The organism is Georhizobium sp. MAB10, from assembly GCF_045012825.1.
GTDB classification, from domain to species: domain Bacteria; phylum Pseudomonadota; class Alphaproteobacteria; order Rhizobiales; family Rhizobiaceae; genus Georhizobium; species Georhizobium profundi.
In genome coordinates, this window is record NZ_CP118314.1 from 3,818,762 (window position 1) to 3,839,712 (window position 20,951).

Genomic DNA, 20,951 nt, shown 5'->3' on the forward strand with positions numbered 1-20,951 from the left:
GATCGTGCAAATTCATGGCAGGCATGGCCCGCGCCGTGCTCCGTGAAAAGTGACGGAACGCCTGCATTTCGGTGCTTTTCCAACTGGACGACCGAAATCCTTTCTGCTAGTTACCACGCCGATCGTTCGGTGGCTCGCTGCGCGAACGAAATGTCATGCGACGACGTGCAGTATCGTCAGCCACCGATTTGGAACGAAGGAACGGGATTAACGTGCAGGTTCTTGTCCGCGATAACAATGTTGATCAGGCGCTGCGAGCGCTGAAGAAGAAGATGCAGCGCGAAGGCATCTTCCGTGAAATGAAGATGCGCGACTTCTATGAGAAGCCGTCGCAGAAGCGTGCTCGCGAAAAGGCCGAAGCCGTTCGCCGCGTGCGCAAGCTTGCTCGCAAGCGCGCTCAGCGCGAAGGCCTGCTCGGCGGCCGCGCCGCTCCGACACGCGGATAAGGTGCTTCGGCACGCCCGGATCTTTTTGCCGGGATAGGGATTTTGATGGGCGGGCGCGAAACTTCGCACCCGCCTTTTCTTTTTGCCAGCCTACCGTAATGTTGCCGGGCTTCTTCGCTAGCTGATGAACGCGGCGATTCGATTGCCGGCTCTATCGATCGACAAGGGATCCTGACATTGGCCATCGCATCATTTTCGCTCCAATCCCGCACCGCGCGTCGTCGGGCTGCGCTTGCCGGAACGCTCCTCAGCGCAATCGTCCTTGCAAGCTGCCAGTCGGCCGGCATGCCGAACGCGGACATGATCCGGCTCGACGCCGCCCAGGGCAGCGAGCAGAACATCGCGTCGCTCACCCAGGTCATCCAGAACAATCCGCGCGATCCTGAAGCGTACAATGTGCGCGGCTCCGCCTATGGCCGCGGTGGGCAGTTCGAATTGGCCATTGCAGATTTCGACCAGGCGCTCGCACTCAATCCGCGCTTCTACCAGGCCTATGCCAACCGGGCGCTCATCCACCGCAACCTCGGCAATCGCGAACAGGCCATCGCCGACTACAATGCTGCGGTCCAGATCAACCCGAATTACGACGCCGCCTATGTCGGGCGCGGCAACATCTACCGCCAGGCTGGCATGCTCAATGAAGCCTATGCGGACTATAACCGCGCCATTCAGCTCAACTCCACCGACGCCCGCGCCTATCACAATCGCGGACTCATCCAGCAGCGCCGCGGCAACCATGTCGAAGCGATTGAGGACTTCTCGCGATCCATCTCGATCTCGCCGCGCTCGCCGGAGCCCTATAACGGTCGCGGCCTGTCCTATTTCGCGGTCGGCGACCAGGACAACGCCTTCACGGACTTCAACCGGGCGATCCAGCTCGACGACAATGTCGCGGAGTCCTGGGCAAACCAGGCGCTGATCTACGAGCAGCGTGGCGAGAACGAACGCGCTCGGCGGTCCTATGCCCGCGCCGCGCAGCTCGATCCGAACTACCAGCCGGCGAAGGATGGTCTCAGCCGGACCCAGGGTATCTGACGCCGCCCTCGAACGGCAGCTTCGTTTCGGTCCAACAAAAAGGCCCGCCCGGATATCCCGGGCGGGCCTTTTTGATTCAGCGAACTGACAGCGCCTGTCAGTGGTCGTGCAGTGCCTTGACGATGTCTTCCGTCATCTTCTTGGCGTCGGCCAGCAGCATCATCGTGCCATCCTTGTAGAACAGCGTGTTGTCGATGCCGGCATAGCCGGAGCCGAGCGAGCGTTTGACGAAAAGACAGGTCTTGGCCTTGTCCACGTCGAGGATCGGCATGCCGAAGATCGGCGAGGACGGGTCGTCACGCGCAGCCGGGTTGGTCACGTCGTTCGCGCCGATGACGTAGACGACATCAGCCTGGGCGAATTCCGAGTTGATGTCTTCGAGTTCGAAGACCTCATCATAGGGAACGTTCGCTTCGGCGAGGAGCACGTTCATGTGACCAGGCATGCGGCCGGCGACCGGGTGAATTGCGTACTTCACCTCGACGCCCTTTTCCTTCAGCGAGTCGGCCAGTTCGCGCAGCGCGTGCTGAGCCTGGGCGACCGCCATGCCATAGCCGGGCACGATGATGACCTTGCCTGCATTCGCCATGAGGAACGCGGCGTCGTCCGCCGAGCCCTGCTTGATGGTACGGTCGATGTCGTCGGCACCGCCGGCAGCCTGCTCGCCGCCGAAGCCGCCGAGAATGACCGAAATGAAGGACCGGTTCATGCCCTTACACATGATGTAGGACAGGATCGCACCGGACGAACCGACGAGCGCACCGGTGATGATGAGCGCGAGGTTGCCGAGCGTGAAGCCGATACCCGCTGCGGCCCAGCCGGAATAGGAGTTCAGCATCGACACGACGACGGGCATGTCTGCGCCGCCGATCGGGATGATGATGAGCACGCCGAGCGCCAGCGACGCGATGACGATCAGCCAGAAGACGAAATGGCTTTCCGTGCCGACCAGGATCGCGATCAGGATCAGGATCGTCGCGGCGAGACCGGCATTGATGACGTGACGCCCGGGCAGCATGATCGGCTTACCGGACATGCGGCCGTCGAGCTTCAGGAAGGCGATGATCGAGCCGGTGAAAGTGATCGCACCGATGGCGACGCCGAGCGACATTTCAATCAGCGCGGTTGCACCGATCGAGCCGACGAGGCCGATGCCGAAGGATTCCGGCGCGTAGAGTGCTGCGGCAGCGACGAGAACGGCTGCGAGACCGACCAGCGAGTGGAAGGCGGCCACGAGCTGCGGCATCGCCGTCATCGGAATGCGCTGGGCGATCACGGCACCGGCACCACCGCCGATGGCGAGGCCGAGCACGATCAGCATGAAGCCACCGAAGGACGGCGCTGCTAGAACGAGCGTGGTCAGGATGGCGAGACCCATGCCCACCATGCCGAATGTGTTGCCCTGGCGGCTGGTCGTCGGATGGGAAAGGCCGCGCAGTGCCAGGATGAACAGCACTGCGGACACGAGATAGAGGACGGCTGCGAAACTCTCAGACATGGATCAGCCCCTCACTTCTCTTTTTTCTTGTACATGGCCAGCATGCGCTGGGTGACGAGGAAGCCGCCGAAGATGTTGACCGATGCCAGGATCAGCGCAACGAAGCCAAAGCCCGTCGCGATGCCGCTGGTGGAAATGCCCACGGCAAGCAAAGCACCGACGACGATGACCGACGAGATCGCGTTGGTGACGGACATCAGGGGCGTGTGAAGCGCAGGCGTCACCGACCAGACGACGTAGTAGCCGACGAAGATCGCGAGAAGGAAAACGGCGAGCTGGAAGACGAAGGGATCGATCGCGCCGGCGGTCGCACCGTGCGCTGCGGCGCCCGCAGCGTCGAGGATGCCGGAGCCGGCCGCATCGCGCACGCTCTGAGCGGCCCGGTCGAGATCGTCGAGCGCCTGTTCGAGTGCTGGAGTGGCCATATCAAGCGTCTCCCTTGTTCGTCGCGGCAACCGCCTCGGTTGCCTGCGGTGCTGGTGCCGGCGTGGGCGCTGGCGTGCCGCCACCGAAATTCGGATGAATAACCTTGCCACCATGCGTCAGCGCGGTGGCCTTCACGAGTTCATCGTCGAAGTTGATCGAGACGTCGCCGTCCTTGATCATCGTCTGCAGGAACGTGAGAAGGTTCTTAGCGTAGAGAAGCGATGCGCTGGCTGCGATGCGGCCCGGCACGTTGTTGTAGCCGATGATCCGCACGCCATTCTTGTCGACGACTTCACCTGCAACCGCGCCCTCGACGTTGCCGCCGCGCTCGACCGCGAGATCGACCAGGATCGAACCCGGCCGCATCGAAGCGATCATGTCCGAGGTCACGAGGCGCGGCGCCGGACGACCCGGGATCAGCGCCGTCGTAATAACGATGTCCTGTTTGGCGATATGCTCGGCGACGAGCGCTGCCTGCTTCGCCTGGTACTCCTTGGACATTTCCTTGGCGTAGCCGCCGGCAGTTTCCGCCGCCTTGAACTCGTCGTCTTCGACGGCGATGAACTTGCCACCGAGCGATGCGACCTGCTCCTTGGAAGCCGGGCGCACGTCGGTTGCCGAAACGGCTGCTCCGAGGCGCTTGGCGGTTGCGATCGCCTGAAGACCGGCAACCCCTGCCCCCATGACGAAGACCTTGGCGGCAGGAACGGTGCCGGCGGCGGTCATCATCATCGGCATGGCGCGGTCGAAGGCGGCAGCCGCATCGATGACCGCCTGGTAGCCGGCAAGGTTCGCCTGCGACGACAGAACGTCCATCGACTGCGCACGGGTGATGCGCGGCATCAGTTCCATGGCGAAGGTGGTGAGGCCCTTGGAGCCGAGATCGGCGATCAGGTCATTGTGGCCATAAGGGTCCATGATGGCGATGACGATGGCGCCGGACTTGTAGCCAGCGGCTTCCTCGGCATCCGGGCGACGCACCTTGAGGACGACATCGGCGCGGGCGGCATCGGCAGCGGTGCCGATCGTGGCGCCAGCCTTTTCGAACTCTGCGTCTGGAATGCGCGACTGGCTGCCGGCATCGGCTTCGACAACGACTTCGAGGCCGGCGGCGACCAGTTTCTTAACAGTATCAGGCGAGCCGGCGACGCGGCTTTCGCCGGGTGCCTTTTCCTTCGCGATAAACAGCAGCTTGGCCACTCAAACCTCCCTCTTGACCGCGCACGATGCACCCACGGTCCCGCCGGTGCGCTCGCATGCTCAAATAGCGCCGCCCTTACGAGCGGCCATGGCGACCCGACCTAGCGCAGCAGGAAGAACGCGCCGATGTTCAGGACGATGAAGAGTATCGTGGCTGAGAAGAAGCCGGCCGTGGTGAAGAAACCGAAGGCCATGGCAATGAGAAGCGCCACACAGAAGACGGTGCCCCATTTGGTGGCTGACAGGAAAAACGCATAGGTGCGATCGTGCTCGGAGTAATCCATCTCGGCGCCCATTTCGAGCGGGCCGGACTTTTCTTCGGACATGGGTATAACTCTCCATCAGGCTTATTGGGCACGGCATACACAATGCGTGATCGAAGAGCAATGCGCCATGCGGCCCCTTCCCCGCCTTCGGCAAGCAGGGCAGGAGCATGCGATGATCCGGCAAATGAACTCAGGCGGCGGCGCTTCTGCGCGCCTCGGCCAGCGCGAACCGCGCGGTCGGACGTACCGTCAGAGGCGTTACGCCGAGCTGCTCGGCAGGCGCGAACAGCAGCTCCCGCTCGCGCGGCGTCGAGCGGAAATAGGGATAGCGATCCATGAGACGCGTGTTGCTGGTGACCAAGCGACCGGCAAACAAACCGACAGGATAGAGAATGCCTTCGTGCATCCGCTCTTCAGCCAGCTGCGTCGCGCCAAAATAGCGTCGGTAGAAGGCGTAGTGCGCCCGTTTCACGGGTGCGAGGCAGTAATTGGTGTTGAAGTACTCGGTCGCCATCGCGCCAAGACGCAGCGTCAGGAACGGCAGTGGCAATTCGCCCATCAGCTCGGGATCACTGGCATGGCGCACCGGATCGATGAAGGACATGCCCTGGTCGAGCAGCGGGTTTAGGATGTCCGGAAAGATATCGACCGAGGTGCCGTAGCGATGCTCCGAAACCACATGATGAAGTCGAATTGTCGAAATCATCTGCTCCCGATAGTAAATCGCAAAGACATGAGCATGGCTGTGATGATCGATTTCATCGATGATCGGCCCTTTTCGGTCCATCACCTTGTGTGCGCGGTAAGCTTTGGCGCGCAGCATCCCGACATCTTCGAGATCTTCTGCCGTATCAACCCGGCGATACTCGATCTCGTCCATAAGCTGCAGGTATTGTTCCGCCAGCCGCATCCGTGTCTGGATATCTTCGACCATGTTGCCCTCGCACGATCCGCCTTTAAATAAAATCTTAATCAAAATGCGTGGACTGGCAACGCTAAGTGGTGCTTTGGGGCCTAGGCTTAAGGATTATGGTTAACGGGTGGGATCACGCGGCTACAGAGGCCGGGCGGTGACCGATCTTCTCAGCGACGAATGCGGGATGCCGAGGTGGAGCCTTTCGGCACAACCGTGGAAGCGGGCTTGGCGTCCGCGACGGACTTTGCTGCAAGCTCACGGATGCTGCTCTGGGGCAGCGGCTTGCCGAAAATGAAGCCTTGGATGAGGTCGACATGGCCCGTTGCGCAGACCATGCGCAACTGCTCTTCGGTCTCGACGCCTTCGACGGTGACTTCCAGATCCATCTCGCGGGCGAGATAGACGATGCCGCTCAGGAGCTTGAAGTTCTTCGAGCTCTTCGTCACGTCGCGCACGAAGGATCGATCGATCTTCACCTTCGTGACCGGCAGGCTGTTCAGGTAGGAAAGGTTCGAATAGCCGGTGCCGAAATCGTCGATGGCGATGGTGACGCCAAGCATCCGCAGCTCGTTGAGGATGTCGCGGGCGGCGACGGCGTCTTCCACGAAGGCGCTTTCGGTCACTTCGACCTCGAGCCGCTCCGGCGCAAGCCCGGATGAACCGAGCGCATCGGTGACGAGACGCACGATATCGCGGTTGCGCAGATCGAGCGCCGACAGGTTGACCGAGACGGCAAGATTGCCCGGCCAGCTTGCGGCATCGCGACAGGCCGTCTGCAGCATGAAATCGGTGATGAGCGGAACGATGCCCATTTCTTCGGCGAGCGGGATGTAGTCGCCTGGCGAGATGGCGCCGAGCGTCGGATGCTGCCAGCGCGACAATGCTTCGCAGCGGGCGAGGCGCAGACCGTCGGCGCTGAACATCGGCTGGTAGACGAGCGTCAGCGAGCGCTGCTCGATCGCCAGGCGCAGATCCTTCTTGAGGATCTGACGCAGGCGATATTTCTCGTCCATGGATTCGGCAAAGACCGTCCAGGTGTTCTTGTCGCGCTTCTTCGACTCATGCAGCGCCAGATCGGCCTTGATCTGCAGTTCGTCGAGCACGAAGCCCGACCGGCGTGCGAGCACGAGACCGGCGCTGACGCTGGCAAACAGCTTGTTGCCCTGGACGATATAGACACCCGACAGGGCATCGAAGATCGCGCCCATGACACGCGACACGTCGCTCGCCGTATCGGCATCTCGGATCAGGAGGACGAATTCGTCGCCGCCGAAGCGCGAGGAAATGATGCGATGCGGCTCGACGAGCTTGAGCCGCGAGGACAGTTCGCACAGCAGGCGGTCACCGGCGACGTGCCCGAGCGTATCGTTGACGTGCTTGAAGTCATCGATGTCGATAACGACCAGCGCCACCATGTCGGAGCCATCCATGCCGGCAAGCTGGTCGCGCACGAGGTCGGCGAAATGGTAACGGTTCGGAAGGCCGGTGAGGCTGTCGTAGCGGGCCAGATAGTTGATCTTCTCGTCGGCCTTGATGCGGGCAGTGACGTTTTCGAAGATCAGGACGACGCCATCGCCGCCGGAGCGGCGCCGGGCGGAGAATTCGAGATAGAGATCGTCGGAAACCTTGATCAGACAGCGGGATCGGTGGCCGTCATAGAGTTCGTCGATGCTGTTCAGGATCTGATTGGACAGTTCCCGCGTGATCGCACCGCTGCGGACGGCATGGCGAAAGACGACCGACAGCTTACGGTCATGGACCACTTCGGGGCCCTTGAGATTGAAAAGGCGTGCGACCTTGCGGTTGGCCAGGACAATGCGCCGGTCCTCGTCGAGCATGACGAGGCCGTGGGACATGTTGTTGAGCGCCATGTCGAGCCGCTCCGCCATGACGAGAACGGCGCGCTTGCCGAGAACGGTCTGGTAGAGGAAGTCGCGCACGCCGTTCGCCATGGACCGTGTCGTCAGCACCAGCGGGATGACGAGGACGGCGAGAAGTGCACGATAGGGATCGCCTGTCATGATCAGGCCAACGGCGATCGGCCCGAACAGCAGGAGCGACATCAGGTTGACGGTGATGCGCGAGCCGTAATTGCGGCCAACTACGGAAATCATAGCCGCCAGACCAAGCGCGATCGAGGCGATTTCGGCGAAATATTCCCGTACCGCAAACGAGCTGTATGCCGCCATCGAGCCGAGCACGAGCGACACGATCGCGGTGCCGACAATGTAGCGGAATTCCCACTTCCAGATGAAAGCGTGGTCTGCGCCGGTGAAATCGACCGTGTCGAAGACGCGCATCAGCGCCACGCGGCCGGCACCGACCGCGGCGAACATCGCCGCGAAGGCGATGAACATCGGATCGCCGACCTTGGTATAGATCGCGAGCGACACGATGATATGCGTTGCTATGCCGGCGACGGTGGTCGAGCGATTTCCGTATAGCGAACGCACGAACGAGAGATAGACGTCCGTGGGCAACCGCTCTTCGCTCTTTGCCGTTTCAGGCCGTTCTGCGTTCCACATGCGCAATCTCTAGCAGCCAAGGCTTAAGGAACGCTTGCGCAATCCCAGCGAGAATTGAGGGCTAATGACCCCGAGCAATAGCGCAGGACACCTTGCGCGGGCCTGACATATCTCTACTCCGCGGCAATCGGGAATGCTTCCCCTTTTCTGTCGAAAGCTGTGCGCAAAGAAGCGGCACGTGGAGCAGTCTTTCGGATGCTTTCCTCTCGGACATGCCCGTAGCCACGTACAGCCTGCGGCCAGGCAAGAAGTTCCGCCGCCGCCGCAAGGTTCGACTGGGTCAGCTTCGTCGCGACGTGGTCGATTTCCGCCTCGAAGTCGACAAGCATCTTGCGTTCGCGCTTGCGTTCTTCCGTCCAGCCGAAGACATCGATGGCCGAACCACGCAACCCGCGAAGCCAGGCAAGGAGCCTGAACGCCGACATCATCCAGGGTCCGAAGCTGCGCTTGGCAGGATGGCCGTCGCCGGACTTCGGACCGGGCATCAGCGGCGGCGCCAGATGAAACTCCAGCCGCTCAAAGCTCGCGAATTGCCCGGCCAGTTGCCGCTCGAAGCTTCTATCGGTGTAAAGACGGGCGACTTCATACTCATCCTTGATCGCCATCAGGCGAAAGAGCGACGCGGCCGCCTGGCGGGTGACGTTGCCGGGCGCGCCCGCGATCGCGGCTTCCGCCGCCGCCACCTGGTCGATCCGTTTGCGGAAGCGCGCCGCATAGGCCTGGTCTTGATAATCGACGAGAAACCGTTCCCGCCGCGAAATGTCGGAGGCGAGATCATCCTCGGTCTCTGGTTTCGCGGCCGTGTTGAGGCGTGCAGCCAGCGCAGGATCATGGGCGAGTGCCCTGCCCCAGCGGAACGCGGCGATGTTCATGGCCACGGCCTGACCATTCAGCTGGATCGCTCGTTCCAGTGCGTCCGCGGAAAGCGGGATACCGCCTTGCTGGTAGGCAAGGCCCAGCATCAGCATGTTGGTTGCAAGCCCGTTGGCAAACAGGGCGTTTACAGCGGACGTTGCATCGACCAAAACGGTCTTTGCGTCGCCGGCCGCCTGCCTGATCGCTCGCTTCAGCCGCTCCGTCGGCAGGCTGAAGTCGGCATCGCGGGTGAAATCGCCCGGCATCACCTCGGCGGTGTTGGCGACGACATGCGTCCGGTTCTCGCTGATTGCCGCGAGCACCTTGCGCGAACCGGTCACGACCAAATCGCAGCCCAGAACGAGGTCGGCCTTGCCGGCCGAAACCCGGATCGCCGAGATGGCTTCGGGCGATTGCGCGATGCGGACATGGCTGAAAACGGCACCGCCCTTTTGCGCAAGGCCGGCCATGTCGATCATGCCGCAGCCCCTGCCCTCCAGATGGGCTGCCATGCCGAGGATTGCGCCGATGGTGACGACGCCGGTTCCGCCGATACCCGTGACGATGCCAGCCCAGCCATTCTCATCGAGCACGAAGGTGCTTGGCTCGGGAACGTTGGCCAGCGGATCGCCGAGCGCCTTGGCGCCGCCCTCGGCCTTCTTCAACTTCGCGCCGTGAACGGTGACGAAGGACGGGCAGAAGCCGTCGAGGCAGGAGAAGTCCTTGTTGCAGTTCGACTGGTCGATCCGCCGCTTGCGCCCGAAGGGCGTCTCGACCGGCTGTACGGACACGCAGTTGGACTTGACGCCGCAATCGCCGCAGCCTTCGCAGACCAGCTCGTTGATGATCACGCGCTTGTCGGGATCGGGATAAAGCCCGCGCTTGCGGCGGCGGCGCTTCTCGGCAGCGCACGTTTGATCATAGAGGAGCACCGTCACGCCCGGCAGGGCCGCGAGTTCCCGCTGCACGCGATCAAGATCGCCGCGATGATCGATCGTGGTGCCGTCCGGAAACTTCACCGATGGCGGGTATTTGTAGGGCTCGTCTGTGACGACGGCGATGCGCTCGACGCCTTCGGCGCGCACTTGCCTCGCGATGGCATCGACGCTCAGGCCACCTTCATGCGACTGGCCGCCGGTCATCGCGACGGCGTCGTTATAGAGGATCTTGTAGGTGATGTTGGCCTTGGCCGCGACGGCGAAGCGAAGCGCCAGCACGCCGGAATGGTTGTAGGTGCCATCCCCCAGATTCTGGAAGATATGGCCGCGCTTCGTGAACGGCGCCTGGCCTACCCATTGCGCGCCCTCCCCGCCCATCTGCGTGAAGCCTGCCGTGTCGCGGTCCATCCAGAGCGCCATGAAGTGGCAGCCGATCCCGGCAGCCGCAACGGAGCCTTCGGGAACTTTGGTGGAGGAATTGTGCGGACAGCCGGAACAGAAATGCGGACGCCGCACCGCAACGTCGCCGGTTTCGGCGAGCATCGCCTGCCTCTGTTTGAGCCGCGACAGCCGCCCTGCAACCGCCTCGTTGAAGCCGATCGTACTCTGCACGCGCTCACCGATCGCAATCGCGATGTCGTTCGGATCGAGCGCGCCTTTTATTGGCAGAAGCCAGTCGCCGCGCTCGTCCCTCTTGCCGACGATGACCGGCTGGTGCGCGGTTCCATAGAGCGCTTCACGAATTTGGCTCTCGATGAGCGAGCGCTTCTCTTCCACCACGATCAGCGTTTTAAGCCCTTGGGCGAAATCGACGATGTCTTCGCGGTCGAAGGGCCAGGGTGCCGCGACCTTCATGAGGCGGATGCCGAGCCGCGCCGACTCCCGCTCGTCGATGCCGAGATCGGCAAGCGCCTGGCGCACATCGAGATAGGATTTGCCGACCGTCACGATGCCGAGGCTGGCATCCCGTCCGCCGGAGAAGACGACGCGGTTGAGACGGTTGGCGCGGATGAAGGCTGCGGCGGCGGCACGCTTGTACTGGTGCATCCGCTCTTCCTGGCCGAGGAAGTCGAGATCATTGCTGCGAATGTTGAGGCCACCGGGCGGCATGTCGAAGTCTGGGATCACGACCTGGAAGCGGTCGAGCCCCGCTTCGACGGAAGCGGTGGATTCCACATTGTCCTTCACGCATTTCAGCGCCGTCCATGTGCCGGCAAAGCGTGACAGTTCGTAGCCGATGACGCCGTAGTCGATCATCTCCTGCACGCCGGCGGGATTGAGGATCGGGATCATCGTGTCGACGAACTGGAATTCGGTCTGGTGCGCATTGGTGGAGCTTTCGGCGGTGTGGTCGTCGCCCATCAGCGCCAGAACGCCGCCATGGCGCGACGAACCGGCGAGATTGGCATGCCGGAACACGTCGCCGGAACGATCGACGCCCGGACCCTTGCCATACCAGAGCGCGAAGACGCCGTTGTGCTTGCCGAACCCATCGAGTTCAGTCTGCTGCGTGCCCCAGATTGCCGTGGCGGCTAGCTCTTCGTTGAGACCCGGCTGAAAGACGATGTCGTTTGCCTGCAGGAGGCGGTTTGCGCCGAAAAGCTGCTGATCGAGCCCTCCGAGCGGCGATCCGCGATAGCCCGAGACGAAGCCGCCCGTGTTCAGCCCGGCGCGCCGGTCGAGCTCCTTTCGGGTCAGAAGAACCCGAACGATCGCCTGGGTTCCCGTGACGAAAATGCGCGATTTGGTCAGGTCGTATTTGTCGTCGAGCGACACGTCATGCAGCGTCATTCAAATCCTCCCCCGGCACGCCGCCCTCCTGCGGCGCGCCTTGGTCTTGCATTGTGAAGCTAGAAGGTCTGGGGTCAAACGCTTTCGATTGTGCGCTGCAGCGGTGCAACTTCCTGTCGCCAATACGCTTTTGAACGACAAGAAGCATCGCCTGATTGCCTTATGGCGCAATCAAGCTCAGCTGATCGACTGGCCACCATCGACGGTGATCGTGGTGCCGGTGATGTAGCTGCCAGCGTCCGAAGCGAGAAGGAGCGCTGCACCGGCGAGATCAGTATCCCGCCCGAGCCGCCGCATGGGGTTCGTTTCCGCCAGCACGGCACCTGCACGGCCGCCGAGGAAAGGCTCCGTCATGGGCGTTGGAAACCAGCCGGGTGCGATCGCATTCACCCGGATGCCGTGACGCGCCCATTCCAAGGCCAGGCATCGGGTCATCTGTTCAAGCGCGGCCTTGGACGCCGCATAGGCAACCGTGTTGCGCACCGCCTTGTCGGCAAGGAAGCTCGACAGGCCGATGATCGAACCGCCGGTGCCGGCATCGATCATGCGCCGCGCGGCCTCCTGGCTCACCGCGAAGGTAGCCTGCGTGTTGATGGCGGCGATATCGGCCCATTCCGACGCTGCCGTCTCCAGAGCCGGCTTGCGGAGGCCGATCCCGGCGGCATTGACGAGGATGGTGGCCGGGCCGAAGCGGGCCTCGCATCGCTCAAACATCGCGGTGACATCTTGCGGGTCCGTGATGTCTGCCCGCGCCACTTCGAGAACGCTCTGACAGGCCCCCAGCCTGCAGGGCGCGCTGTCCACTTCCGCCGCATGACGACCTGCAACGAGAACGCGAGCGCCATTGGCAAGCAACGCTGCTGCGATGTCGCGCCCGAGCCCGCTCGTGCCACCGGTCACGATCGCGACGCGGCCGGAGAGATCGAACAGCTGCGCAGCCTTCAGGCGCGATGCGGTTGAAAGGTCGATGTCGGCCATCAGAGGCGGCCGCCGCGGTCGAGGATCATCATGTAGGTGTCGAACGCGTAATCCGATCGGCGCATCCAGGAATAGGCAGTGCGGCGATAAGCGGAATAGCTCTCCCAGAGCTCCGCGAAGGCTTCATTCTCGCGCGAAAAGGTGCGGTAAGCCTGTTCGGCGGCCGAGAAGCAGGCGTCCATGATGTCGTTGCTGTAGGGCCGGACGATGGTGCCCGCATTCTCGAGTGCCGCCAGTGCCGGCGGGTTGAGGATGTCGTAGCGGGCCATGATCCGCGTGTTCACCACCGCCGATGCGTGGCGAAGAGCGACTTGGTATTCAGCCGGCAAGGCATTGAAAGCATCGAGATTGATCATCGCCATCAACGCCACGCCGCCTTCCCACCATCCCGGATAATAGAGATAGCGTGCCACCCGCGGCAGGCCGAGCACGGTGTCCTCGGCGGGACCGGCAAATTCCGCGGCGTCGATCTCATTGGCTTCGAAAGCCGCGACTAGTCCTTCCGGCGGTGTGTCCTGCGGAATGACGCCGATGTCCTGGACGATGCGACGCCCGAAACCACCGATGCGGAAGCGGATACCGGCGAGGTCCGCCAGCGCATTGATCTCGCGATTGAACCAGCCGCCCATCTGCGCGCCGGTGTTGCCGGCCGGAAACGCCAAGATGGACCTTCCACCGAGATAGGCATTGAAGATGTCGAGCCCGCCGCCTTCCAGCAGCCAGGCATTGGTCAGGCGCTGGTTGAGGCCGAAAGGCAGACCCGAACCGAAAGCAAAAGCCGTATCGCGCTCCGAGAAATAATGGGGCGCGGTGTGGAGCATCTCGACCGAGCCGGCCGAAAGCGCATCCAGTTGTTCGAGTGCGGGCGAACTGGCCTCTTCGACGGTGATTTCGAAACGACCGCCCGTTGCTTCGGCTACCGCATCGGCCAGCATCTGTGCAGCACCGAACAGCGTTTCGAGCGTTGCCGGGAACCCGGACACACAGCGCCAGCGCACCGGCGGCGCAGTCTGTGCGATCGAGGGCGCGGCCAGGCTCACGCCGCCCGTCAGTGCTGCAATCTGGATGAACCGGCGCCGTTCCATGTCTTCTCCGTACTCAAAACGGCCAAACCGGCCTTGCGCGCGTGGCTTTCGTTGTACCCGTTATGCTTGCCCGGACAAGGCTCTTGCGCCAAAGAAAAATTCGCGCCAATCGTCGATCATCCGAATTTCAGCGAGACAGATCCGCACCATGATGCCCATCGTTGCCGTGCCGGCCGACAACCGCCATTTCGAAGGCTATGACTGGCATGCCTCGCCGAACCAGTACATATCGGCGGCGGCAGAAGGCGCCGGCGTGATCCCCCTCATCGTGCCCGCGCTCGACGCCCATATCGATGTGGAGACGGTGCTAGACCGGGTCGACGGCGTGCTGATCACCGGTTCGCGGACCAATGTGCATCCGAGCCTCTATGGCGAGAAGGAAACGCCGGAGCACGGGCCTTTCGATCCCGCACGTGACACGGTGAGCCTGGGACTTATTCGTGGTGCCATCGAGCGCGGCCTGCCGCTACTCGCCATCTGCCGGGGCATTCAGGAGCTCAACGTCGCACTCGGCGGAACGCTTGCCACCGAAATCCAGACGCTTCCCGAGCGCATGGACCACCGCAAGCCGGTAACGGAGATCGCGGACGAGGCCTTTGCGGTGCGCCACCCGGTGCAAGTGAAAGAAGGCTCGTGCCTGGCCGGCATCGTCGGTGCCGGCGCGGTTCCGGTGAATTCGCTGCACCGACAGGCAATCAGTGCGCTGGCGCCGCGGCTGACGGTCGAAGCGGTGGCCGACGACGGAACGATCGAGGCCGTTTCGGTCATCGATGCCAAGGCGTTCGCGGTCGGCGTACAATGGCACCCGGAATACTGGTTCCGCACGGACCAGCCCTCCGGTGCGATCTTCCGGGCATTCGGCGAGGCGGTGCGCTCACGGCTTTCCGGCGCGCACCGGCTCAAGGTTTCGGCTTAATCGTTTTTCGCTGACGCGCTGGCAGCAACGTCGGCGCATTCCGGCACTGGCGTCAGCGCCTTGCCCTCATCGAACCAGGCAATGAGATTGTCGGCGACAAGATCGGCCATGGCGTTGCGCGTTGCGACAGAGCCCGATGCGATGTGCGGCAGCACCGATACGTTCGGCAGTGCAAGAAGCGCATCCGGCACGTTCGGTTCATGGGCAAAGACGTCGAGACCGGCGGCGGCGATCGTCCTGTTCTGAAGCGCTTCGATCAACGCATCCTCGTCAATCACCGAGCCGCGGCCGATATTGATGACGACGCCCTTTGCGCCGAGAGCCTTGAGGATCTCCGCATCCACCGACTTCTCCGTTTCCGGCCCGCCGGGCACGGCGATCACCAGCGTGTCGACGGCTTCGGCCAGAACCTTCAGCGTCGGTGCGTAGCCGTAGCGCACACCCGTCTTTTGCGAGCGGGCGTGATAGCTGATCTCGACACCGAAGCCTTCCAGACGCTTGGCGATTTCGAGCCCGATACGGCCGAGGCCATAGATGCCGACATGACGGCCGCGAAGTGTGAGCGGTGACAGGTGGAACGGACCCTCCTTCGCCCACCGGCCTTCGCGCAGATAGGCTTCTGCACGCGGCAGTTCGCGCAGCGTGTTCAGGAGAAGCCCGATCGTCACGTCGGCCACCTCTTCGGACAGCACATCCGGTGTGTGGGTGACGACGATCCCCTTCTCGGCGGCATAGGCGGCATCGATCGTGTCGTAGCCGACGCCGTAGGATGCGATGATCTTCAAGTTCGCCATCCGGTCGATCAGTTTGCGGTCGATCCGGCCCCAGCCTGCGAACCCGTCAAGGCTTGCCGCTTCCTCGTCCGAGATGCCGTCGATCCTGTCGGCAAAGACGACATCGAACCGCTCTGAGACGCGCGCCTTCAGGTGATCGAGCATGTGCGAGGGCACGAGGATGCGATGGGGGGACCGTGTCATGGACCAGGTTCCTTCTTGTCTGATGTCAGCGTGGATGGAGAGGAGCGGTCGATTGCCGGATGCGCATTTCCGGCTTGATGAGGTGGAGGTAATCTTCGGCATGGCTGCCGGCTAGCTTGTCGAGCAGTGCCCGCGCCGCCATGCGCCCAACCTCGGACTGGCCGTTCCAGACGGTCGTCAGCGCCGGCGTTGCGATCGATGCTTCCTCGAGATCGTCATAGCCGGTGACCGAGATATCGCGCCCCGGAACGAGGCCAGCGCGCTGAATGCCGTTCATGAGGCCTATCGCGACGAGGTCGTTCCAGCAGACGGCGGCGGTGGGTTTTTGCGCCATGGAGAGAAAATTGACCGCCGCCTCGAAGCCGCCCTGCTTGGTGCGCGGGCCGGGGATGCGGAGCGCCGGATCGACCTCGATGCCGGCCTTCTTCAGCGCGTCGACATAGCCTTGATAGCGATCACGACCGGTCGAGGTCTGGTCCGTGCCGCCGATCATGGCAATGACCCGATGGCCGAGGCCGATGAGATGGTTCGTGGCGAGCGCGATCCCGTAGGCATCGTCGCCGCGGAAGGTCGGCACGTCGATATCCGGCACCGAGCGTGCAATGAGAATCGTCGGCATGCCGTTGTTTTCCGCAAGCAGCAGATCGTCACGCGGCGTGCCGATGGCGGGCGACATGATCACGCCATCGCTGCCGAGCTGCAGCAGCGTTTCCAGGAAGGTGCGCTGCTTCTCGACCGAGTCGTAGTGGTTCGACAGGATGAAGGTCTGACGGTTGCGATCGAGCTCGCTTTCGATGGCGCGCAGGATTTCCGCGTAGAACGGGTTCATGATGTCGTGGACGACGACGCCGATGATCCCGGAGCGCGACGTGCGCAGGCTCGCCGCACGGCGGTTGTAGATGTAGCCGAGCGCGCGTGCCTGATCCTTGATCTTCTCCCGCGTCGTGTCGGCGACCAGGGGACTGTCACGCAAGGCAAGCGAAACGGTTGCCGTCGATACGCCCAGCGATTCAGCGATCGTCGAGAGTTTGATCTTCTGGGCCAACCGGTCTCCACCCCTGTGACATGATTTAAAGGATTTAAATAAACAGATTGAATGCGCGGCGACAATGGCGCTGCATCCGCAAGGCGATCAGGTCTGCGGCGCAGCGGTCTCGGAGACGTTTTCCTCCAGCTTCTTCAAAAGCTTTGCGAGCTGGCGGGTCTCCTTGCCGCTCAGGCCCGCCAAAAGCGCCTGCTCGACACCCGCCGTGGCCTGCTTGATCGAGGCCAGCGTTTCCTGGCCACGCGCAGTCAGGGCGATTTCGGTGCGGCGGCCGTCGCTTCCATTGTCGCGCTTTTCCACGAATCCCTGCGCCATCAGGCGATTGACCGTCTTGGTGATGGTCGGTGCGCGCACGCCGAGTTCAGCAGCGATGACGCCCGGCGATTTGCCGTCGGCTTCCGCGAGCGACAGGATCACCATTTCCTGCCCCGCATAGAGGCCGTGATCGACGAGATCGCGGGCAAGCAGGGTGCGCATGGCGCGGGCCGTCTGGATCAATGTTGTCGACAGCGTGCCATCGGCCACTGTCTCCTGGTCGCGCTTCTTCTTGCCCTTTTCGAGCTTGTCCTTCTTCGCCATCTTCAGCGATCTCCCCTCAGCCGCTTGCATCCTCTCCCTTTGGCCCTTTATTGCAGGGCAAGCGAGCAGGCATTCTTTTGCCGGCTTATGTTATCAAGGCGCGAAGGCGAGACAATGGGCATTCCTCCGGCCACTCCTGGGGACACGCCTCGGGCCATTCCCGAGCGTTTCCTCAGCGCCGATCTGCGTGACATCGAAGGCCGCGCAACGGAGCCGGCCGATCGTGCGGACTGGATTGCCGTTCTGCCGCTTGGGGCGCATGAACAGCATGGGCCGCATCTGCCGTTCGAGACGGATACGATCATCGCGGACGGGCTTGCGCAGCGCATCGTGGCGCTTTTGCCGGATAACCTTCCCGTCACCATGCTCCCGGTGGAGCCGGTCGGTTACTCGATCGAGCACATGGACGTGGCGGGTACGCGCACGCTCGGTTACCAGGAGGCCATCGAGCGATGGCTCGGCATCGCCGCCAAGCTCAACGCTGCGGGTATCCGCAAATTCGTGATGCTCAATGCCCATGGCGGCAACGCGCCGCTGATGACAGTGATCGCCACCGAAGCCAGAGTGCGCTTCAACATGCTTGCCGTGGCGACAAGCTGGACGCGGTTTCCCCTGCCGGAGGCTGTGATCTCGCCAGCCGACAAGCCCTTCGATATCCATGGCGGGCTGATCGAAACGTCGATGATCCTGGCGCTGAAGCCCGAAACGGTTGAGATGAAAAGGGCGGAGAACTTTCCCTCTTTCCAGCGCGAGCTAGCAGGAAGTATGCGCCATCTGCGCGCCTACGGCCCGCATGCCTTTGGCTGGAAGGCGAGCGATCTCAATCCCCAGGGCGTGGTGGGCGATGCTGCGAGCGCCGATGCCGAGACGGGTCAGCGCATCATCGACCATGCAGCGGCGCAGTTCATCGAGCTTCTGGACGACGTCCACCGCTTCGACGCGGCCCGCCTGACGTAAGGATCAGGCGCTGCGCCCCGCCATCAAAGCCAGCATGTCCGGGATGACCGATTTCATCGCAAAGAAGCCCTTCGTCGCATGCGGCCATGCTTCGCGGTCATAGGCGCGGATCGGCCGGACCATCGAGATCTCGTGACTTTGCAGCGTTTTCGCGATGCGGTTAAGGGCATCGTTTACCGGGCCGACCGGAGCATGAGGCGCGACGACCTGGCGAGCACCGGACTGCACGATGCGGGCGACGATGCGCTCCGGATCCGTCTCGGGCGAATTATCGCCCCCCGCGCCATGAGCAGCGAGGGAATCCACAAGCGCTTCGCGCGTGAATGTCGCTGCCAAATTGCCCCTCTCGCCTGGCGAACGTCCGGCGGATGCATCGAGCGCCACCACATCGACGATCTCGCACAGCAGCGCGTCAAAGGGTGGCGCGATGCAATCGTCGTCGTGGAGAAGAAGAACGCTCGGAACGGCCGCAGGATTTTCACCAACCGGCAGTTTCAAGGGATGGGGCGGCTCCGGGCCATCGAGCGGCGGCGCGTTTTCGTTGAGACCCTTGGGGTTGAAACGCCCATTCGTATATCGGCGAATGTTGTCGCGCGTGGCGAGGTAATTCTTGCCGCGGGTGTGCAGTCCGGCGACCCAGCGCCAGGAGAGCGTGTTGGAGGCTGGGTCGCCATCCATCAGATGGCGCATGAAGAAGTCTGCACCGAGTTCCCAGGGCAGCCGGAGCGTGAAAATCCAGATCGATGCGAACCACATGCGCGCGTGGTTGTGGAGATAGCCGGTTTCCACCAGCTCCAGAGCAAAAGCATCGAAAGCATCGATCCCAGTCGTACCCGCAACGGCCTGATCGTAAGCGGTGGCAAGCCCCTTATTCGACGAGAGCGCGGCGAGCGATCTGTCGCGCGCCGTCTCATAGTCGCGCCAGACCTGCGGGCGCTGCTCAAGCCAACCCTTGAAGTATGTGCGCCAGTACACCTCCTGGATGAACTTCTCCGCATCGCGCGGAGAATGCCGTTCAAGGACTGCCGTCAAGACCTCCTCTTCCGAGACAAGGCGGTGACGCAGATAGGGCGACAGCATCGAAACGGCATTGCGCGCAGGGTCGCCGAAATCGGTGTTGCGGTTGCGGGCGTAGCGTTCGCCGGCGTCATCGACGAATTCCGCCAGGCGCTGCAATCCTGCCTCTCTCGTCGCCACCAATGCCGCCATCTCGTCGTGCTCCCTTGTCCAGACGAGCGGGAGATAGATGGCAAGGCGAGAAAGGAAAGGCGCCGGGGCAGCACTTCCGTCCTGGTACCCTTGGCAGAGCCCGCTCGGAGGGCCTATATCCCGAGCAACGAATGAAAGGTTCCCGCCATGAGCGACGCAGCGACGCAATCCGTCCCGAACCCTGCCACATCCACCGACGCCAAGCCGATCCCCGTCACTGTGCTGACGGGCTATCTCGGCGCCGGCAAGACGACGCTTCTCAACCGTATCCTGTCCGAAAACCACGGCCAGAAATACGCCGTCATCGTGAACGAGTTCGGCGAGATCGGCATCGACAATGATCTCATCGTCGAGAGCGACGAAGAGATCTACGAAATGAACAATGGCTGCGTCTGCTGCACGGTGCGCGGCGACCTGATCCGTGTCGTGGAAGGCCTGATGCGCCGTCCCGGCCGCTTCGACGCAATCATCGTGGAAACGACCGGGCTTGCCGATCCGGCTCCTGTCGCCCAGACCTTCTTCATGGACGAGGACGTGCGCTCCAAGACGCAGCTCGATGCCGTCATTGCGCTCGTCGATGCCAAGCACCTGCCGCTGAGGCTCAAGGATTCGCGCGAGGCCGAAGACCAGATCGCCTTTGCCGACGTCGTCATCCTCAACAAGACCGACCTGGTCGACGAAGCCGAACTGCGCAAGATCGAAGCGACGGTGCGGGCCATCAATCCATCCGCGCGCATCCATCGGGCCGAACGCGCCAAGATCGATGTGACCCAGGTGCTCAACCGCGGCGCGTTCGATCTGCAGCGCGCGCTGGAGAACGACCCGCATTTCCTCGACCAAAAGGACCATGATCACGACCACGATCATGTCTGCGGCCCGGACTGCGACCATGATCATCACGATCACGCCCATCATGACCATGATCACCACGGACATGATCATCACGGGCACGACCACCATGGGCACGACCACCATCATCACCATGGCGAAGCATCCGACATCCACGATGCGACGGTTCAGTCGGTGTCGCTACGCGCGGGCTCCATGGATCCGAAGAAGTTCTTCCCGTGGATCGAAAAGATCACCCAGATGGATGGACCGAACATCCTTAGGCTCAAGGGCATTATCGCCTTCGAAGGCGACGAGGACCGCTATGTCATCCAGGGTATCCACATGCTGATCGAAGGCGATCACCAGCGGGCCTGGAAGGACGGCGAAAAGCGGGAAAGCCGCATCGTCTTCATCGGCCGCGAGCTCGACCGCGAAAAGCTGGAACGCACCTTCCTCGCCTGCCAGGCCGGCTGAACGG

18 protein-coding genes are annotated in these 20,951 nt (G+C 62.6%); 5 read left to right on the forward strand and 13 right to left on the reverse strand.

Features of this window, described 5'->3' with window-relative positions:
- The first annotated feature begins 155 nt into the window (after positions 1 to 155).
- The gene (gene rpsU / locus PU133_RS18340) at positions 156 to 446 is read left to right on the forward strand and encodes a 30S ribosomal protein S21 (RefSeq protein WP_404862845.1); all 291 of its coding nucleotides are present in this window, start codon (positions 156 to 158) and stop codon (positions 444 to 446) included.
- A gap of 171 nt (positions 447 to 617) precedes the next feature.
- Positions 618 to 1,481 (forward strand): tetratricopeptide repeat protein, encoded by an 864-nt coding sequence (locus PU133_RS18345; protein ID WP_404864584.1) that lies wholly within the window; start codon positions 618 to 620, stop codon positions 1,479 to 1,481.
- Between the two features lie 97 nt (positions 1,482 to 1,578).
- On the opposite strand, the gene PU133_RS18350 is transcribed toward PU133_RS18345, so the two are convergent.
- The 9 genes from PU133_RS18350 to PU133_RS18390 all read right to left on the reverse strand — a co-directional run bounded on the left by PU133_RS18350 (position 1,579) and on the right by PU133_RS18390 (position 13,959).
- Positions 1,579 to 2,979, reverse strand: coding sequence for an NAD(P)(+) transhydrogenase (Re/Si-specific) subunit beta (locus PU133_RS18350; protein ID WP_404862846.1), 1,401 nt, complete (start codon positions 2,977 to 2,979; stop codon positions 1,579 to 1,581).
- A gap of 11 nt (positions 2,980 to 2,990) precedes the next feature.
- A complete protein-coding gene (locus tag PU133_RS18355) occupies positions 2,991 to 3,404 on the reverse strand; it encodes an NAD(P) transhydrogenase subunit alpha (RefSeq protein ID WP_126011923.1) in 414 nt (137 codons plus the stop codon).
- 1 nt (position 3,405) lies between these two features.
- Positions 3,406 to 4,605, reverse strand: a complete 1,200-nt coding sequence (locus PU133_RS18360; RefSeq protein ID WP_404862847.1) for a Re/Si-specific NAD(P)(+) transhydrogenase subunit alpha — start codon at positions 4,603 to 4,605, stop codon at positions 3,406 to 3,408.
- A 101-nt stretch (positions 4,606 to 4,706) separates the two neighbouring features.
- Positions 4,707 to 4,931: an aa3-type cytochrome c oxidase subunit IV gene (locus PU133_RS18365; RefSeq protein ID WP_126011927.1), complete on the reverse strand. Its 225-nt coding sequence runs from the start codon at positions 4,929 to 4,931 to the stop codon at positions 4,707 to 4,709.
- A gap of 130 nt (positions 4,932 to 5,061) precedes the next feature.
- Positions 5,062 to 5,805 carry an N-acyl amino acid synthase FeeM domain-containing protein gene (locus PU133_RS18370; RefSeq protein WP_404862848.1) on the reverse strand — a complete coding sequence of 248 codons (744 nt, stop codon included), beginning with the start codon at positions 5,803 to 5,805 and terminating at the stop codon, positions 5,062 to 5,064.
- 149 nt (positions 5,806 to 5,954) lie between these two features.
- Positions 5,955 to 8,312 carry a putative bifunctional diguanylate cyclase/phosphodiesterase gene (locus PU133_RS18375; RefSeq protein ID WP_404862849.1) on the reverse strand — a complete coding sequence of 786 codons (2,358 nt, stop codon included), beginning with the start codon at positions 8,310 to 8,312 and terminating at the stop codon, positions 5,955 to 5,957.
- A 113-nt stretch (positions 8,313 to 8,425) separates the two neighbouring features.
- On the reverse strand, positions 8,426 to 11,896 hold the full coding sequence (locus PU133_RS18380; RefSeq protein WP_404862850.1) for an indolepyruvate ferredoxin oxidoreductase family protein: 3,471 nt from the start codon (positions 11,894 to 11,896) through the stop codon (positions 8,426 to 8,428).
- Positions 11,897 to 12,073: 177 nt separating this feature from the next.
- The gene (locus PU133_RS18385; protein WP_126011935.1) at positions 12,074 to 12,874 is read right to left on the reverse strand and encodes an SDR family NAD(P)-dependent oxidoreductase; all 801 of its coding nucleotides are present in this window, start codon (positions 12,872 to 12,874) and stop codon (positions 12,074 to 12,076) included.
- Positions 12,874 to 13,959, reverse strand: coding sequence for a TRAP transporter substrate-binding protein (locus tag PU133_RS18390; protein WP_126011937.1), 1,086 nt, complete (start codon positions 13,957 to 13,959; stop codon positions 12,874 to 12,876). Before PU133_RS18390 ends, PU133_RS18385 begins: the two co-directional genes overlap by 1 nt.
- A gap of 148 nt (positions 13,960 to 14,107) precedes the next feature.
- Here PU133_RS18390 and PU133_RS18395 point away from each other — a divergent pair, with 148 nt between their 5' ends.
- Positions 14,108 to 14,875, forward strand: coding sequence for a gamma-glutamyl-gamma-aminobutyrate hydrolase family protein (locus PU133_RS18395; protein WP_404862851.1), 768 nt, complete (start codon positions 14,108 to 14,110; stop codon positions 14,873 to 14,875).
- Here PU133_RS18395 and PU133_RS18400 read toward each other — a convergent pair.
- The 3 genes from PU133_RS18400 to PU133_RS18410 form a co-directional block, all read right to left on the reverse strand.
- The gene (locus tag PU133_RS18400) at positions 14,872 to 15,852 is read right to left on the reverse strand and encodes a 2-hydroxyacid dehydrogenase (RefSeq protein WP_404862852.1); all 981 of its coding nucleotides are present in this window, start codon (positions 15,850 to 15,852) and stop codon (positions 14,872 to 14,874) included. The two genes, PU133_RS18395 and PU133_RS18400, sit on opposite strands and share 4 nt — an antisense overlap.
- Before the next feature lie 25 nt (positions 15,853 to 15,877).
- On the reverse strand, positions 15,878 to 16,897 hold the full coding sequence (locus PU133_RS18405; protein ID WP_404862853.1) for a LacI family DNA-binding transcriptional regulator: 1,020 nt from the start codon (positions 16,895 to 16,897) through the stop codon (positions 15,878 to 15,880).
- A gap of 87 nt (positions 16,898 to 16,984) precedes the next feature.
- The gene (locus PU133_RS18410; RefSeq protein ID WP_404862854.1) at positions 16,985 to 17,476 is read right to left on the reverse strand and encodes a MarR family winged helix-turn-helix transcriptional regulator; all 492 of its coding nucleotides are present in this window, start codon (positions 17,474 to 17,476) and stop codon (positions 16,985 to 16,987) included.
- A gap of 114 nt (positions 17,477 to 17,590) precedes the next feature.
- Here PU133_RS18410 and PU133_RS18415 point away from each other — a divergent pair, with 114 nt between their 5' ends.
- Positions 17,591 to 18,433 carry a creatininase family protein gene (locus PU133_RS18415; RefSeq protein WP_404862855.1) on the forward strand — a complete coding sequence of 281 codons (843 nt, stop codon included), beginning with the start codon at positions 17,591 to 17,593 and terminating at the stop codon, positions 18,431 to 18,433.
- 3 nt (positions 18,434 to 18,436) lie between these two features.
- Here the strand turns inward: PU133_RS18415 and PU133_RS18420 are convergent, their stop codons facing one another.
- Positions 18,437 to 19,642 (reverse strand): FAD-binding domain-containing protein, encoded by a 1,206-nt coding sequence (locus PU133_RS18420; RefSeq protein WP_404862856.1) that lies wholly within the window; start codon positions 19,640 to 19,642, stop codon positions 18,437 to 18,439.
- A 147-nt stretch (positions 19,643 to 19,789) separates the two neighbouring features.
- On the opposite strand from PU133_RS18420, the gene PU133_RS18425 reads away from it, so the two are divergent.
- On the forward strand, positions 19,790 to 20,947 hold the full coding sequence (locus tag PU133_RS18425; RefSeq protein WP_404862857.1) for a CobW family GTP-binding protein: 1,158 nt from the start codon (positions 19,790 to 19,792) through the stop codon (positions 20,945 to 20,947).
- Positions 20,948 to 20,951 lie beyond the last annotated feature (4 nt).